The sequence below is a fragment of the Aliidiomarina shirensis genome (genome assembly GCF_003987345.1).
Classification (GTDB): domain Bacteria; phylum Pseudomonadota; class Gammaproteobacteria; order Enterobacterales; family Alteromonadaceae; genus Aliidiomarina; species Aliidiomarina shirensis.
Genome location: NZ_PIPP01000002.1, coordinates 285,176 through 301,106, shown reverse-complemented (window position 1 = coordinate 301,106; position 15,931 = coordinate 285,176). Strand labels below are relative to the sequence as shown.

Genomic DNA, 15,931 nt, shown 5'->3' with positions numbered 1-15,931 from the left:
TCTGCATTGTCATTTATGTCGCAACTTCCCATCATTTTCTCTATAATATGAGCCCATCTTCATTCCTCAAAGTAATCTGGAGCTCAACCCGTGGATATCCTTCGTGGTTCACCTGCATTGTCTGATTTTCGTGCTGAAAAACTCGTTCAACGTCTTCATGGTGCAGGCTTACCGATTGCCTCGGTGTATGCTGAGTTTGTGCATTTCGTACATTGCCCAGAGCGCGGCTCGAAAAGTGATGCTGCAGAAGTATTAGCACCAGCGGAAAAACGGGTTTTAGAAAAGCTTCTACAGTATGGCCCGCAACGCGAACCGCACACGCCAACGGGCAATCTCATTTTAGTAACTCCTCGCGTAGGTACTATCTCGCCGTGGGCATCCAAGGCCACTGATATCGCCCACAATTGTGGCTTACAAAAAGTAGAACGAATTGAACGCGGTATCGCATATTACCTCGAAGGTTCGCTTAGTAGTGAACAAATAAAAGCGGCTAGTGCGTTGCTGCACGATCGCATGACTGAGAGCACATTTACAGACTTAACTGAGGCTTCTGCACTTTTTACTGAGCAATCACCGGCACCATTTACTACGGTAGATATTCTTGGTATGGGCAGAGAAGCGCTCGTCAGTGCGAATCAGAGTTTAGGTTTAGCTCTTGCAGACGATGAAATTGATTATCTTACGGAAAATTTTGAGAAACTCGGCCGTAACCCAGTAGATGCTGAGCTTTATATGTTTGCCCAAGCAAACTCAGAGCATTGCCGGCATAAGATATTCAACGCATCCTGGACAATTGATGGCGTGGAGCAAGAAAAATCATTATTTAAAATGATTAAACGCACTTATGAAGTTACGCCCGAGTACGTGCTCTCGGCTTACAAAGATAATGCCGCAGTGATGACCGGCTCAGAAGCGGGACGTTTCTTCCCAGAAGCTGGCAATGGTGAATATCATTATCATGGCGAACCTATCCATATTCTTATGAAGGTAGAAACCCATAACCATCCTACCGCTATTTCTCCTTATCCCGGTGCAGCAACAGGCTCAGGTGGCGAAATTCGAGATGAAGGCGCCACAGGTATTGGTGCTAAACCAAAAGCGGGCTTGGTGGGTTTCTCGGTTTCTAACTTGCGCATTCCTGGATTTGAACAGCCTTGGGAAGAAGATTTTGGCCGCCCAGAGCGCATCGTGAGTGCGCTCGATATCATGATTGAAGGGCCACTTGGTGGCGCAGCATTTAATAACGAATTCGGGCGTCCAAATATTTTAGGTTATTTCCGCACCTATGAAGAAAAAGTAAACAGTTTTAACGGCATGGAAGTGCGCGGGTATCATAAGCCGATCATGATTGCTGGTGGTTTGGGTAATATCCGGGAAGAGCACGTTGAAAAGCATGATATTCCAGTAGGAGCTCCATTGGTGGTACTGGGTGGCCCTGCGATGAATATCGGCCTAGGTGGTGGTGCTGCTTCATCTATGGCATCGGGTGATTCTTCCGAGGCACTTGATTTCGCTTCGGTACAACGAGAAAACCCAGAAATGGAGCGCCGGTGCCAAGAAGTCATCGATCGCTGCTGGCAGCTTGGTGATGAAAACCCAATCGTATTTATTCATGATGTTGGTGCCGGTGGCTTATCAAATGCGTTGCCAGAGTTGGTAAACGATGGTGGCCGCGGTGGTGAATTTAAGCTGCGTGCGATTCCAAACGATGAGCCGGGTATGTCGCCAATGGCGGTTTGGAGTAATGAATCACAAGAACGCTATGTAATCGCGATAGCGCCAGAACGGTTAGCTGTGTTTGAACAAATTTGCCAACGTGAGCGTGCTCCATTCGCAGTAGTAGGTGAAGCCACTGAAGCGCAAACACTGCGTTTGTATGACGAGATTTTTGACAACTATCCGGTTGATATGCCGCTCAATGTATTGCTTGGGAAAACGCCAAAAATGCATCGTGAGGCCATATCAACGAAAGTACAGAATTCCGCGTTAGCAACGAAAAACGTTGATGTAGCTGACGCCGTAAATCGTTTATTACGTTTACCGGCAATCGCTGAAAAAACCTTTTTGATTACCATCGGTGATCGCAGTGTTACTGGCTTGGTAGCCCGTGATCAAATGGTTGGGCCATGGCAGATTCCGGTAGCCGATTGTGGTGTTACCGCGGCTTCTTACGATAGCTATGCGGGTGAAGCGATGTCGATGGGCGAACGCACACCTGTTGCATTATTGAATCACGGTGCTTCCGCGCGTTTGGCGGTTGCGGAAGCCATCACAAACATCGCCGGAACCGCCATTGGTGATTTCAAACACATTAAGTTATCAGCGAATTGGATGGCGCCTGCTGGCCATCCGGGCGAGGATGCGGGCCTATATGAAGCGGTGAAAGCGATTGGTGAAGAGCTATGCCCAGAGCTTGGCATTACCATTCCGGTAGGTAAAGATTCCATGTCGATGCAAACGCGTTGGCAAGAAAATGGTGAGGATAAAGCAGTAACTTCGCCGCTTTCATTAGTGATTACTGCTTTTGGCCGCGTTACTGATGTGCGGAAAACAGTAACGCCAATGCTGCGCAGCGAACGCGATGATGCTCGCTTATTATTACTTGACTTAGGGCGTGGCAAAAACCGCCTTGGTGGTTCTGCGTTGGCACAGGTATACCGTGAGTTGGGTGATATCCCTGCTGATTTAGAGGCACCTGCCGATCTGCGCTTTTTCTTTGAATTAGTGCAAGAGCTTGTGGCGAATAATGAACTATTGGCTTACCACGACCGGTCCGATGGCGGGGTATTTGTTACCGCTGCGGAGATGGCATTTGCTGGGCATTGCGGGGTAGAGCTGCAACTTCCAGAAGGGGTTGATCCGGTAGCTGCATTATTCAGCGAAGAACTTGGTGCTGTATTGCAGGTGAGTGATGACGTTGCTAAGCGTATTCAAGCCCAGTGCGAGGCCGCGGGATACGCAGATATGTGTGTGGATATCGGCCAAGTAAGTAGTGAAGATCATGTTCGTGTGCAGCAAGGTGATGCTCTTATTTATCAAGCACCGCGTTCTCAGTTGCGGGCGATTTGGGCTGAAACAACGCATCAAATACAACGTTTGCGTGATAACCCGGCCTGTGCTGATGAAGAGTTTGTTGCGAAGCAAGATACAACGAACCCTGGTTTAAATGCTCAGTTGAGCTTTGATCCTGCGAAAGATATTGCGGCACCGTACATTTTGAAAGGTAACTCACCCCGTATCGCTATTTTGCGTGAGCAAGGCGTGAACTCGCATTACGAAATGGCGGCTGCTTTTGACCGCGCTGGCTTTACGGCTATCGATGTACACATGAGTGACATTCTCAGTGGTCGGGTTACGTTAGATAATTTCCAAGCTCTGGCGGTTTGTGGTGGATTTTCTTACGGCGATGTTTTGGGTGCAGGTGAAGGTTGGGCGAAATCGGTTTTGTTCAACGAAAATGCTCGCGAACAATTTGCGAACTTCTTTGCACGTGAAGATACGCTTACGTTGGGCGTATGTAATGGTTGCCAAATGCTTTCGAATTTACACGAACTGATTCCAGGTACGGAGCATTGGCCGCATTTCGTGACCAACCGTTCGGAGCGTTTCGAAGCGCGAGTAGCGATGGTGGAAGTGCAAGAGAACAATTCGCCATGGTTTAGCGGTATGGCGGGCTCACGTATGCCTATCGCGGTTTCGCATGGTGAAGGGCGGGTTGAATTCAGCCGCAGTAATGCGGATTCTGCGCTCGCGGGTTTGGCGCAAGGCAAGCAAATTGCTTTACGCTATGTTGATAACTACGGTGAAATAACGGAAACGTATCCGGCAAATCCGAACGGCTCAATACAAGGTATCACGGGCTTAACTAGTGCCGATGGCCGTGTTGCTATCATGATGCCACACCCTGAACGGGTATTCCGTGCCATCAGCAACTCGTGGTATCCAGAATCGTGGGGCGAAGACGGCGCCTGGCTGCGCATCTTCCGCAACGCCCGCCGCTATTTTGGCTCGATCGAAAAGAGCTGAGTTTGTGGAACGATAAGTTCAATCCCGGGACGCCGTAAATACATCCGTGTAGGCTTGGCTGCCGCATCCATGCGGCAGACACCCGGGCTCGAACTTATCCTTCCTCAAACGCTCTTTTCTCCAAGCTTCTCAGTAGCAGCTTTCGCCGGGAGCTTCATTCGCCAGCCAGAACCGCTTAAATATATCCCCCGCGAACTCAGCCCTTAACTTCAGGACCAGTGGAAGCCCTTTAGTTCTGCACCCACTCGAAGAGTTTTTTGGCTATATCGGTGTGATCTTGGGTTCCGCGGAAGTTATCGGACCATGGGCCAATAGCAATTACAGGAACATCTTCGCCGGTGTGTCCACCGGTCGTCCAGCCCGCGCCTGTGTGATAGCGTACGATATCAACCAATATTTCTTGAATCTCGGCTCGGCGGCGTTCGCTTGTGCTTGCTGCTACGTCGCTTAATGCCGTTTGGTGATCGGTTGATAGCGGAAATGGGAGGTATTCATCAATGTACGCATCCCAATCAATAGCTGGCATATTATTTAAATCTACCGCCATAGTGCGTAAGCCACGGCCGATACGGTGTAAATCGCCGGCGCGGAATTTGTAATCGCCATCTGCGCCCAAGGTTAAGCCACCGGTGCTGTGATCGGCGGTAAGTATGATTTGAGTATCATCACGGCCTTCAGCGTATTCTTGCAAAAACATCATTAACTCGTCGAGCTCTGCCATTTCATGCATGGCACAGGCGATATCGTTTGCGTGTCCACACCAATCAACCATTGATGCTTCAATCATGAGCACGAAAGGTTTCTCATTGTTGCCTAACAAACGCAGGCCTTCGCGCGTCATCATTTCTAGGCGCTTTTCGTCGTCGATAACGTACGGAAACGAATCATCAAAGAACAAGCCGATGAGGGGTAAACGCTGTTGGGTTTGTAATTGTTCATAACTTTCAATTACACGAACACCGCGGTTATTAAGTGTGCGTAGGTGGCTTACACGATTCCCGTCAGCGTCTTCGCGTACAAAATGTTTACGGCCACTGCCGAGTAATAAATCGAATATTGGTTGGCCATTTTCATCGACTTCGGCAAATTGATCGGCGATTTCATCTTCCATGCGGCGTGATGGAGCATGGGTGAAAAACGATGCCGGCGTTGCGTGGGTTACTTTCGTAGTCGCAATGGCGGCAGTTTGCCAACCTTGCGTACGTGCGCGTTGCATAATCGTAGGAATTGGGTTTCCTTCGGCGTCTACCGAGATAGCACCGTTATAGGTTTTAACGCCCGTTGCCAATGCGGTTGCGCCTGCGGCAGAATCGGTAACCAGGGTATCATCGGCAGGGTAAGTACTGGCGGCGCCAAGCAGGTAATCATCAAAAATGGTGGATTCAATATCGGTTGCCATGGTTGCGTTACGGCCATCTTTAAAATAGCGATACGCTGATAAATATGGGAAGCCCATGCCATCTGCAATAACTAAAATAATTTGCTTTGGTTTTTCTGCTGCGGGTTCGTTAGCAGTTGCAGCTATAGGTAGGGTTAGCCCAAGCATCGCTGCGCCGATAATTAGCGTGCGCTTTACTTGATTGCGTGGCGGTATCAACATGATTTTATTCCTATGTTAAAGCAAAATTTAGCGTTTTCGGTTTTGTTCTTTAGTTGCCAGTTTAACAGCTGAATTTTTCCGTATTATGACATAGCTCGCACCTGAGCCGCCGTGGAACTTCTGGGCACTGTGGATAGCAAGTACAGGTTCAAGTTCTGGCAGCCATTGATAGCATAAGCTTTTTAGTAGTGCAGGCCGAGGTTGGCTTTTCAGCCCTTGGCCGTGAATTATTAATGCGGTTCTCACTCCGGTGCGGTAGCACTCTTGAATGAAGCTAGCTACTTCACGGCGCGCTTCACTAACACGTAACTTGTGTAAATTAAGCGCAGCTTGTGGCTCGTAATTTCCGCGCTTTAATTGGCGATACACACCATCTTGAACGCCATCATGTTTCCAGCCGATAATATCGGTTGGCGCTACCCACTCGCGAACTTCTTCGCTTAATGCTGCAGCCGCATCATCTTCTATTTTCGCTTCAGCGGCTCGGCGGCGTGCCTCTAAACTCTCTGCTGAGGCCTTTGGGGTGTTAACAGACGTAATTTCTTCTTGCGGTAAGGGCTTTACATCCTGCATCAATTCGCGAAACAGGTCGATGTCGTCAATGGCTTGGTCGTTCTTTGACATAAAAAACCTCCGACACTCGAAAACATAACTGAGTGTCAGAGTTTACCAAAAATAATGGGGGGCAACTAAGAAAACTACAGCGTAAGCGTTCACCGGTTGAACACTCACGCTGAATGGTGTTTAGAACGAATAGGTTACGCTGAATTGTAAACGATCCAAGTTGCCGTCATCACCGCTCAACAGTTCACGGCTAGCACGGCTAATTTCAGCGCCCACTACCAGCTTTTCATTAACTTGGTACATTAAGTTAGCGGCTAAACGCTGTGTATGGTCGTTGGCGTTGATACCGGTATATTCTCGTTTGTCATCAAACATGCCGCGCGAGAATATGAAGTTGGTGCGGTACTTATCACTCCAAACATGACGATAGGCGAAAGTAACGCCGGTGTACCCTAAAGTATCAAGGTTTAGAACATCATCGATCACGGCCCCGTTTACTGAGTTAATACCTACATAACGGCCAATACCTTCACCATGAACAAAGCCGGCGCGAATATCATGTTCACCGATATCAATTTTGGTTGAAAGATTAATACCGTAGCCATTTACCGTGTCGTTTACACCATGTTGGCGGAGCTCAAGGCGGCGAACGATACCCGCAACACTGTAATGTACGTTATTAACTTTGGTTTGGTAACGAGCTGTAAGGTCGGGCATTGCGGTATCGCCGGTAGTAATCCGTCCGGTGCCGCCCATATTTGGTGTTACTGTGGTTTCTGGGGCTTCAACGGAAAAACTCCAACCGTTTGCCATGGTGTAACGAACTTGCGGTTGACGGTTAAACACGATGCCATCAGGTGCGCCAACGAAATCAGGCGCTTCTGGAATGATGGTTACGTCTTGGAAGTTACTCCAATATTGACCTACCATCCAATTGCGGTATTGAATAAATGCATGCCGCACACGCGGTGAATAGGAGTTGGTAATTCGCTTATCGCCACCTGGTGTACCGAGAAAATCGAATTCCACGTACCCGGTAATCTTCTCACCATTTTCTAGTGTTTGTGCAGCACGGAAGAAGAAGCGTGTTTCTCGTGCATGAAAATCGGTGTAGGTGTTGCTTGCGCCATTCCCTACTGGCGTTAGCCCCGGAATATAAAAATCTCTGCCAATACTACCAGACGGTAATGAGCCACTATCGGTTCGGCTAATCATGGCATCTAATTTAATATAACCGCCGTAACTATATTCGGTTTCTGCAGATGCGTTTGCCATGCTTGCTAAGCCGCCAGCAACTAAAGTGCTCGCCAGTAAAGCCGTGGTTAAACGTTGCATATCGAGTTCCTCGTTGTGATTATTCAACAGATGGATTAATTTTCATGTAGCGCATTTATATGCGTTTTTATCGTGCTGTAAGCATTCGACAATATGCAGTTTTGGTCAATCTAGACTATGGTCTAATAGGTTTCAGAGCCCGAAATCAGTACAAATACAGACAAGAAAAATTCAGGAGGAAAGCTAAATGTCAGCACACGTGTACCCAATGCCTGACGCAGTAAAAGCAGATGCGCGTCTGAATCCAGAAACTTATTTGAGCAAATACAACGAATCAGTAAACAACCCAGAAGCATTTTGGGCAAAAGAGGGCAAACGCATTACCTGGTTTAGCCCTTACAGCAAAGTAAAACAAACGAGCTTTGCTCCAGGCAACATTGATATTCAGTGGTACGCGGATGGCACATTAAACGCGTGTTACAACTGTGTTGATCGCCACTTGGCCGAGCGAGCGGACAAAACCGCTATCATTTGGGAAGGCGATGAAGTTGATGTGCAAAAATCAATTTCTTATCGTGAATTACATGAACAGGTTGCTAAGTTTGCCAACGGTTTAAAAAAGCTTGGCGTCAAAAAAGGCGATCGAGTGGCTATTTACATGCCGATGGTGCCAGAAGCTGCTTATGCAATGCTGGCTTGCGCTCGTTTAGGCGCGGTTCACTCGGTGATTTTTGCGGGTTTCTCGCCAAACGCGATTGCTGATCGCGTAAACGATTGCGGTGCCAAGGTCGTGATTACGTCTAATGAAGGCCGCCGTGGTGGCAAAGGCGTTGCATTGAAGCCGAATGTAGATGAGGCACTAGCGAATGGCGCGTGCCCAAGCGTTGAACACGTCGTAATTTTGAAGCACACCGATGTTGCTTATGATATGCAGCAGGGCCGCGATGTTTGGTGGCACGAACTAATTGGTGATTGTGATACCGATTGCCCAGCTGAAGTGATGAATGCGGAAGATCCGTTGTTTATTCTGTATACCTCGGGCTCGACTGGCCAACCGAAAGGTGTGGTGCATACTACTGGTGGTTATCTTGTGTATGCGGCGATGACACACGAATATACGTTCGATCTGAAGGAAGATGATATTTATTGGTGCGCGGCGGATGTGGGCTGGGTTACGGGCCATAGTTATATCGTTTATGGTCCAATGGCTAACGGCACAACAACCTTAATGTTTGAAGGTGTACCTACTTACCCAGATGTATCGCGTATCGGCAAAGTCGTTGATAAGCATAAAGTGAGTATTCTTTACACAGCGCCCACGGCTATTCGGGCACTCATGGCAAAAGGTGATGCTGCCGCCAAGGGAAGCAAACGCAATACCTTACGAATTCTAGGCTCGGTAGGAGAACCGATTAACCCAGAAGCGTGGGAGTGGTATTACAAAACGATCGGAAACAGCAATTGCCCGATTGTGGATACCTGGTGGCAAACTGAAACCGGGGGCATTTTAATTGCGCCATTCCCAGCCGCAACGGATATGAAACCGGGCTCTGCAATGCTGCCATTCTTTGGTATTAAGCCGAAGCTTGTGGATAACGAAGGGCAGGAACTCGAAGGTGCCACCGAAGGCAACTTGATCATTGAAGATTCTTGGCCGGGGCAGGCACGCACGCTTTGGGGCGACCACGATCGTTTTGAGCAAACCTACTTTAGCACATACAAAAATGTGTATTTTACTGGTGATGGTGCGCGCCGCGATGAAGATGGTGATTTTTGGATTACCGGCCGGGTTGATGATGTATTGAATGTTTCTGGCCACCGCTTGGGAACGGCTGAGATTGAAAGTGCGTTAGTAGCCCATGAATCAGTTGCGGAAGCTGCAGTAGTGGGGTATCCGCATGATTTGAAAGGGCAAGGGATCTACGTTTATGTAACTGTTGTTGATGGTGTGGAAGCAAACGACGAGCTGAAGAAAACCTTGGTGCAGTGGGTACGTAAAGAACTCAGCCCAATTGCTACCCCAGATTTCATTCAGTGGTCGCCGGGCTTGCCGAAAACGCGCTCGGGTAAAATCATGCGGCGGATACTACGAAAAATCGCGGGTAACGATTACAGCAATTTAGGGGATACCTCTACGCTCGCGGATCCGAGTGTGGTAGATTCACTTATTGAGAACCGATTAAACCGTTAAGGATAGGAAGCGATGAAATAGCGCTTCCGGTAAAAGTGCTATGACCCGATTACTAATCGCTGACGATCACCCTTTATTTCGCGAGGCCCTGCAAGGGGCGCTCGCGAATTATTTTTCCGATCTAAACATTCGTGAAGCCGATAGCCTTGATTCTACTTTAGAAGCACTAAACAGTGATGATGAAGTAGATTTATTGCTGCTCGATTTGCATATGCCGGGTGCCGGTGATTTATATGGCTTAATTCGCATACGTAAAGATTACCCGATGCTGCCGGTGGCGGTTATTTCTGGTGCTGAAGATCCACAAATTATTGGGCGCTGCATGGGCTTTGGCGCCCTTGGTTTTATCCCCAAATCACTTTCGTCAGCAGATATCGCCAACGCTATTGCTAGCATCCTAGATGGTGATGAATGGTTGCCAGAAGGTATGGCGGAGCAAATTGGTGATGTAAGCCAAGAAGATAAAGAACTTGCGGAAAAAGTAGCTGATTTAACGCCGCAGCAATACCGCGTGTTGTACTACGTGCATGAAGGTTTACTGAACAAACAGATTGCGTATCAGTTAGGTATCACTGAGGCGACGGTGAAAGCACACATGACAGCGATTTTTCGCAAGTTGAATGTATACAGCCGTACGCAAGCAGTGCTGTTAGCTGAGCGTTTACAGTTATCGCCGCCAGAACAAGATAACAACCCGCTAATCTAAATTTTTCACCATGTAACTTTATTAAGTGCCGCAGAAAGTACGCGTAACTTCCTCACTTTCTTTCGGTGCTTGATAAAGCTCAACCTGCAAAGCCGACATTGGCATTTTGTAGGGCTCTTGCCAGGCTTCGAGTAACTCATGAAAACGGGTTAAATCGCCGTCTTCTTCGGCCGCTTTTATCGCTTCAGCGACACGGTGGTTGCGGGGGATAATGGCTGGATTCACCTTGCGCATGCTTGCTTGTACTTGTTCGGCATTGTTGTCGTTTTCAATAAGCCGTTCCAACCAACGCTGGCGCCACTCGGTATATTCCATTGGGTTGGTAAATAACGTAGATGCAGGGCTTTGCGGCCCAGTTGTTGCAATTTGCGTGCAATTTAGTTCATTTGCTAGCTGCCAAAAAGCCTGGGTAAAATCTACGTTCTGATGTTGTAAGAGCGCTAAAAATGCCTGCATTAATGGTTTATCGCTTTTCGTGGCATGTTGGATACCGAGTTTTGCGCCCATATTCGCCAGCCATAATTGTTCGGAATACTCACTGTACTCATCAAGTACGCGTGTGGCCAAGGCAATGGCGGCTTCTTTTTGATCTGCAGTTGCATCGCTAGATTCGTCCGCCGTGAGCAAAGGCAATAGCGTTTCTGCAAGCCGGGCAAGGTTCCACTTCGCAATCTCAGGTTGTTTATTGAAAGCATAGCGACCACGGCGATCAATTGAGCTAAACACCTTAGCAGGGTTATACACATCCATGAACGCGGCTGGGCCATAGTCGATGGTTTCACCGCAAATCGATGTATTATCAGTATTCATCACGCCATGTATAAAACCAACGCGTAGCCAATTATTCACGAGTTCAGCTTGTCGTTCAGCAACATGTTGTAGAAATGCTAGATAAGGGTTACCGGCGTTGGTACTTTTGGCTATATGTGGAAAATGCCGCTTAATGGTGTAGTCGGCGAGCGTTTTCACCTTCTCGTTTCCGCCATGTAACAGCGCGTACTGAAAGCTACCGACCCGTAAATGGCTGCTGGCAACGCGAGTAAAAACGGCTCCTGGCACACCCTCATCGCGGAACACCATTTCGCCGCTTGCTACCGCAGCAAGTGCTCGCGTAGTAGGGATGCCAAGCGCATGCATAGCTTCGCTGAGTAGATATTCTCGCAACACTGGACCAATAGCGGAGCGGCCATCACCGCCTCGGGAAAACGGAGTGCGGCCAGCACCTTTAAGCTGCACATCCCAGTGCTTGCCATGATGATCAACGACTTCGGCGAGGAGTAAAGCGCGGCCATCACCTAACTGTGGCACTAAATTCGCAAACTGGTGCCCCGCGTAAGCTAGAGCTGCTGGCTTTGCCCATTCAGGTGTTTGATTGCCAGACCAAATCGCCAGTCCCTCATCGGTATCTTGCTCTGAAGCGGGTATATTTAACTGATTTGCTAGATCTTGGTTAAAGGCTATCCATTGTGCGTTTGCCACTGCAGTTGGCTGCGCATCGCGATAATAAAAATCACCGAGCGCTCGCAAGCTATGTGCCGTTTGAAACTCTGAATGATGATTAGATATAGGCATTATCGCGTTTCCTTTTGCCGTTGCATGTGTTGCATCAGCGCTTTAAGTTGCGCTGGTTTTACTGGCTTCGCTAAAAATTGTAGGCCAAGTTTTCGAGCTTCTGCTTTAACATCAGGATCACGAACAGCGGTTACCAACGCGCCGGGAACTGGTTTTTGCCAAATATCTTGCAACGAGCGCCATAGGCTTATGCCATCGCCGTGATCCGCAAGTTGATAATCTAATAGCGCGCCGTCTGGCGGCGGGTTGTTTTGTGCCCAATGAATCGCTTCATCTGGCGTAGTAAACTGAATAGCTTGGCAACTCCATTTACTTAATAGCGCTTGCAAAGCTGCCAAGTTTTCGGGGTCATCGTCTACGCACAGCACTTGTAAACCATTATAGGCTTGGCTCGAACGTTCGGGACGTATACGCGGAATTACCTTTGCCGCCGAACCTAACGGTACTAACACCGAAAATCGAGATCCTTTCCCTAACGCCGATTTTATCGATAACGGGCACTCGAGTTGTTCGGCCATGCGTTTCGCTACGCTTAAGCCTAAGCCTACTCCGCTAATTGAGCCTTGGTGTAGGCGAATAAAGGCTTCAAACACCTCGGAATGTTTTTGTTCAGGTATTCCGGGGCCAGTATCCCAAACCGCGAGTTCGGCAAACTCACCGCGTTGACGAACTGAGAGTAACACTTTACCACTCTCGGTGTACTTAATCGCATTTGAAAGAAAATTCTGAATAATCCGCCGTAAATATGTTGGATCAGTATATACCGTGAGATTACGCAGACGTGCCTTAAACTGCAAATCTTGCTGTTCGGCCAAAACCGAATATTCGGGCACCAAGGGGCCTAAAATTGTGTTTAAATCAATATGCTTTAATTGCGGTTGCATCGCGCCTTGTTCCATTTTCGCAATCGAAAGTAGGGCCGAGAGCAGGTGTTCAGTAGAATCAAGCGCATTATCAACTTTGTGCAGCAAGCCTTGATTCCTTGGCCCAAGCGTTTGTTGATCAACGGCAGAAAGGTATAAGCGAGCGGCGTTTAGTGGTTGCAGTATATCGTGGCTAGCCAACGCCAAAAAACGGGTTTTACTGGCATTGGCAAATTCTGCTTCGCCTTTTGCGGCTTGCAATGCGACTTCGATTTCACGGCGGCGCTCAATTTCTTCGGTAAGCTCGCGATTAATTTCACGTACTTCATCAGTGCGGCTACGAATCCGCGCTTCTAGATCAATATTCGCGTCTTCTAAGGCTTGTTGGGTTTCAATATGTTCGGTGACATCCGTAAAGCTGGTAACAAAGCCACCATTGGGTAACGGGTTCCCAATCATTTCAATTACCCGACCATCAGAACGGCGGCGTATAAAACGGTGTGCCGAACCTTGTTGCATGTAGCGTAAGCGTTTTTCTACGAGCTCATCAACGTCACCCACACCGCATTCGCCACGTTCGGCGTTATAGCGAATGAGATCGGCGATAGGTCTTCCAGGTTGCACCATGCCATCGGGGTATTCGAAAAGTTCGAGATAACGCCGGTTCCATACGACCAAGCGTAAATGTTTATCAACCACCGAAATCCCCTGAGCTAGGTTTTCCAGCGAGCTGAACATAATCGATTGTTGGTCTTGTAAGGCTTGGGTGGTGTCATCGAAAAAATGCACTACTTCTTCTAGATTGAGTTGCCGATTTTCTAGTGCTGCATTCACCAAAGAGCGCGCAGTAGCTGCGCCAAGCACGCCGCTAATGGCGCGTTCGGCGTAATCGGTAAACTGGATGTCGGCAACACCTTGGCGGTTTAACGGTTGGTGGCGCTCGTAGGCTTTTACAAGTTCTTCGCAGCGCTCATTCCCGAGGAACGTTTCCATCAGCAATACCAAATCCGCCACACGTGTTTCTTGAAGGTTGGTATTCGCGGAAACCGGTTCGCCATTTTTGCGTGGTTTTACAAATGCAGTTGCTTGAATTTTATCTACCAACGCAGGAACGGCGAGGTAACTAAACAGTGTATAAGCTGCTACGTTTAGCGCCACGCTAATCACGGTTCCACGGGTAATAATTTGCTCAGCGAGCGCAACTTCCGATTGGGATAAGGGCAGAAGTACCGCAAATAACCAGCCGAGTAGGCCAGCGATAAGGCCCATATACACGCCTTGAGCATGGCCTTTTCGCCAATACATGCCACCGATGATCGCCGGCAGCAATTGCAATACTAAGGAGAACGCCAGTAATCCAATACTCACTAAGTTTAACTGCGCCATCCAGAGGTGGTAACACGCCCAACCGAGCATCAACACAGCGATAATCGCTTGCCGGCGCACGCGAATTAATCGCCGTGAGAAGCGATGCGGTTGCGGCATTTGCCGACCTTCACGGGTGAGCCAAACTGGCATTACCACATCATTACTAATCATTGTGCTCAGGGTAAGCGTGGCAATAATAACCATAGCGGTGGCCGCAGATATACCACCGATATAGACCAGAATGGCTAACCACGTTTGTCCATACAGAAACGGGATCAGGAGAGGGTAAACCGAGCCATCACCAGCCAAGCCACTATTATTTCCCAGTAAACCAACGCCACTTATCGCTATTGCAGCGATCGCCAGCGAGGTAAGGAGAAGATAAAGCGGAAATAACCAACGTGCTGTTTTTAAATGTTTAATATCTACGTTATCAACAACACTGACATGGAACTGGCGTGGCAAACATAAAATGGCTCCGGCGGCCATGGCGAGTTGAATGAAAAATTCTGGGGTCATCGCGCCTTTGAAATGCCAGCCAGAATCGAGATCCAAGCTTTGGATATGATTAGCGAAACTAACATCGGAACCACTTCGAAAAATTATCCACGCGAAAATTGCGGTACCGCATAGGGCCACTAGCTTTACCGTGGATTCAAACGCGATGGCTAACATCATACCGCTGCGATATTCGGTTACTTCTAGGCGGCGGGTACCAAACACAATCGCAAATGCCGCCATAAGAATGGCGATGCCAAGCTCTTTATAGGAGTTGCTACTTGCTTCAGGGCTTAATTGGCTGAGCACATTAAAGCTAATACCAACGGCCTTCAACTGCAGAGCAATGTAGGGAATAACCGCTGCGGCTGCAATGATCGTTACGACTAGCGCCATCTTGTGGCTTTTGCCATAACGAGAGGCAATGAAATCAGCAATCGACGTAGTATTTTGTTGCTTGCTAATCGCCACTAACTTGCGCACCACGGGCATACCAAACATGTAAAGAAGAATTGGCCCGAGTAATATAGGTAAGAAGCTCCAGCCGCTATCAATCGCATTCCCAACCGCGCCGTAATATGTCCAGGTGGTGCAGTAAATCGCTAACGAGAGGCCATACACCCAAGGGTGCAAGCTTATTTTGTAACCCACACTATTTTTCTTTTCGCCCCACAATGCGATAAGAAATAAAAGCGCAATGTAGCCAACGGCGGAGATGATTAAAATCCAAGTCATGTTTTATTCTTCTTCTCGAATTGATGTATTCAGAGTACTTGTTTCTGCGCTTTTAGTTAAGCCTTGCTTTTGTGAAGGCGGTTGCGGCGTATCTTCTGCCACAGAAGCAAGTAAAGCACAGCGGCAAAATTCCGGTATTAGACTAATGTCCAATTTCGCAAAACCCCATCTTCTACGATGCTTGTTTCCGTACATTGGAAAGAACCACCTGCATATTAAAAATAATTGGGTGGCACCCATAACAACAACTGGAGGACACACGCATGGCATTTGAATCGCAAGATCATGCCAAAGCCTATTGGAAAGAGAACTTAGGGTTAATGCTCAAGCTATTAACCGTCTGGTTCGTGGTTTCTTTTGGGTTCGGTATCATATTGGTGGATGTGCTCAATAACATCACCTTCTTCGGCTTTAAGTTGGGCTTTTGGTTTGCACAACAGGGCGCAATTTATACCTTCATCGTATTGATCTTTGTTTATATCAGACAAATGAACAAGCTCGATAGAAAATACAAGGTTGAAGAGGAATAAACC

The 15,931-nt window shown here is 48.1% G+C and carries 9 protein-coding genes; 4 read left to right on the top strand and 5 right to left on the bottom strand.

Annotated features, from left to right (window positions below):
* The first annotated feature begins 90 nt into the window (after positions 1–90).
* Positions 91–4,026 (top strand): phosphoribosylformylglycinamidine synthase, encoded by a 3,936-nt coding sequence (gene purL, locus CWE13_RS05425; protein ID WP_126806618.1) that lies wholly within the window; start codon positions 91–93, stop codon positions 4,024–4,026.
* Between the two features lie 229 nt (positions 4,027–4,255).
* Here the strand turns inward: purL and CWE13_RS05420 are convergent, their stop codons facing one another.
* The 3 genes from CWE13_RS05420 to CWE13_RS05410 form a co-directional block, all read right to left on the bottom strand.
* Positions 4,256–5,626 carry an alkaline phosphatase gene (locus tag CWE13_RS05420; protein ID WP_126806616.1) on the bottom strand — a complete coding sequence of 457 codons (1,371 nt, stop codon included), beginning with the start codon at positions 5,624–5,626 and terminating at the stop codon, positions 4,256–4,258.
* 27 nt (positions 5,627–5,653) lie between these two features.
* Complete coding sequence (gene smrA, locus CWE13_RS05415; protein WP_126806614.1) at positions 5,654–6,250, bottom strand: DNA endonuclease SmrA; 597 nt, start codon at positions 6,248–6,250, stop codon at positions 5,654–5,656.
* A gap of 120 nt (positions 6,251–6,370) precedes the next feature.
* Positions 6,371–7,525: a DcaP family trimeric outer membrane transporter gene (locus tag CWE13_RS05410; RefSeq protein WP_126806612.1), complete on the bottom strand. Its 1,155-nt coding sequence runs from the start codon at positions 7,523–7,525 to the stop codon at positions 6,371–6,373.
* A gap of 187 nt (positions 7,526–7,712) precedes the next feature.
* Here CWE13_RS05410 and acs point away from each other — a divergent pair, with 187 nt between their 5' ends.
* Together acs and CWE13_RS05400 are read left to right on the top strand one after the other, a co-directional pair.
* Entirely contained in the window at positions 7,713–9,656 is a 1,944-nt protein-coding gene (gene acs, locus CWE13_RS05405; RefSeq protein WP_126806611.1) for an acetate--CoA ligase, read from the top strand.
* Between the two features lie 40 nt (positions 9,657–9,696).
* On the top strand, positions 9,697–10,362 hold the full coding sequence (locus tag CWE13_RS05400; RefSeq protein ID WP_126806609.1) for a response regulator: 666 nt from the start codon (positions 9,697–9,699) through the stop codon (positions 10,360–10,362).
* 21 nt (positions 10,363–10,383) lie between these two features.
* Here the strand turns inward: CWE13_RS05400 and CWE13_RS05395 are convergent, their stop codons facing one another.
* Both CWE13_RS05395 and CWE13_RS05390 read right to left on the bottom strand, forming a co-directional pair.
* Positions 10,384–11,934: a protein adenylyltransferase SelO gene (locus CWE13_RS05395; RefSeq protein WP_126806607.1), complete on the bottom strand. Its 1,551-nt coding sequence runs from the start codon at positions 11,932–11,934 to the stop codon at positions 10,384–10,386.
* The gene (locus CWE13_RS05390) at positions 11,934–15,398 is read right to left on the bottom strand and encodes a PAS domain-containing hybrid sensor histidine kinase/response regulator (protein ID WP_126806606.1); all 3,465 of its coding nucleotides are present in this window, start codon (positions 15,396–15,398) and stop codon (positions 11,934–11,936) included. The genes CWE13_RS05395 and CWE13_RS05390 overlap by 1 nt, the downstream gene beginning before the upstream one ends.
* A gap of 263 nt (positions 15,399–15,661) precedes the next feature.
* On the opposite strand from CWE13_RS05390, the gene CWE13_RS05385 reads away from it, so the two are divergent.
* Entirely contained in the window at positions 15,662–15,928 is a 267-nt protein-coding gene (locus CWE13_RS05385) for a DUF4212 domain-containing protein (protein WP_126806604.1), read from the top strand.
* Positions 15,929–15,931 lie beyond the last annotated feature (3 nt).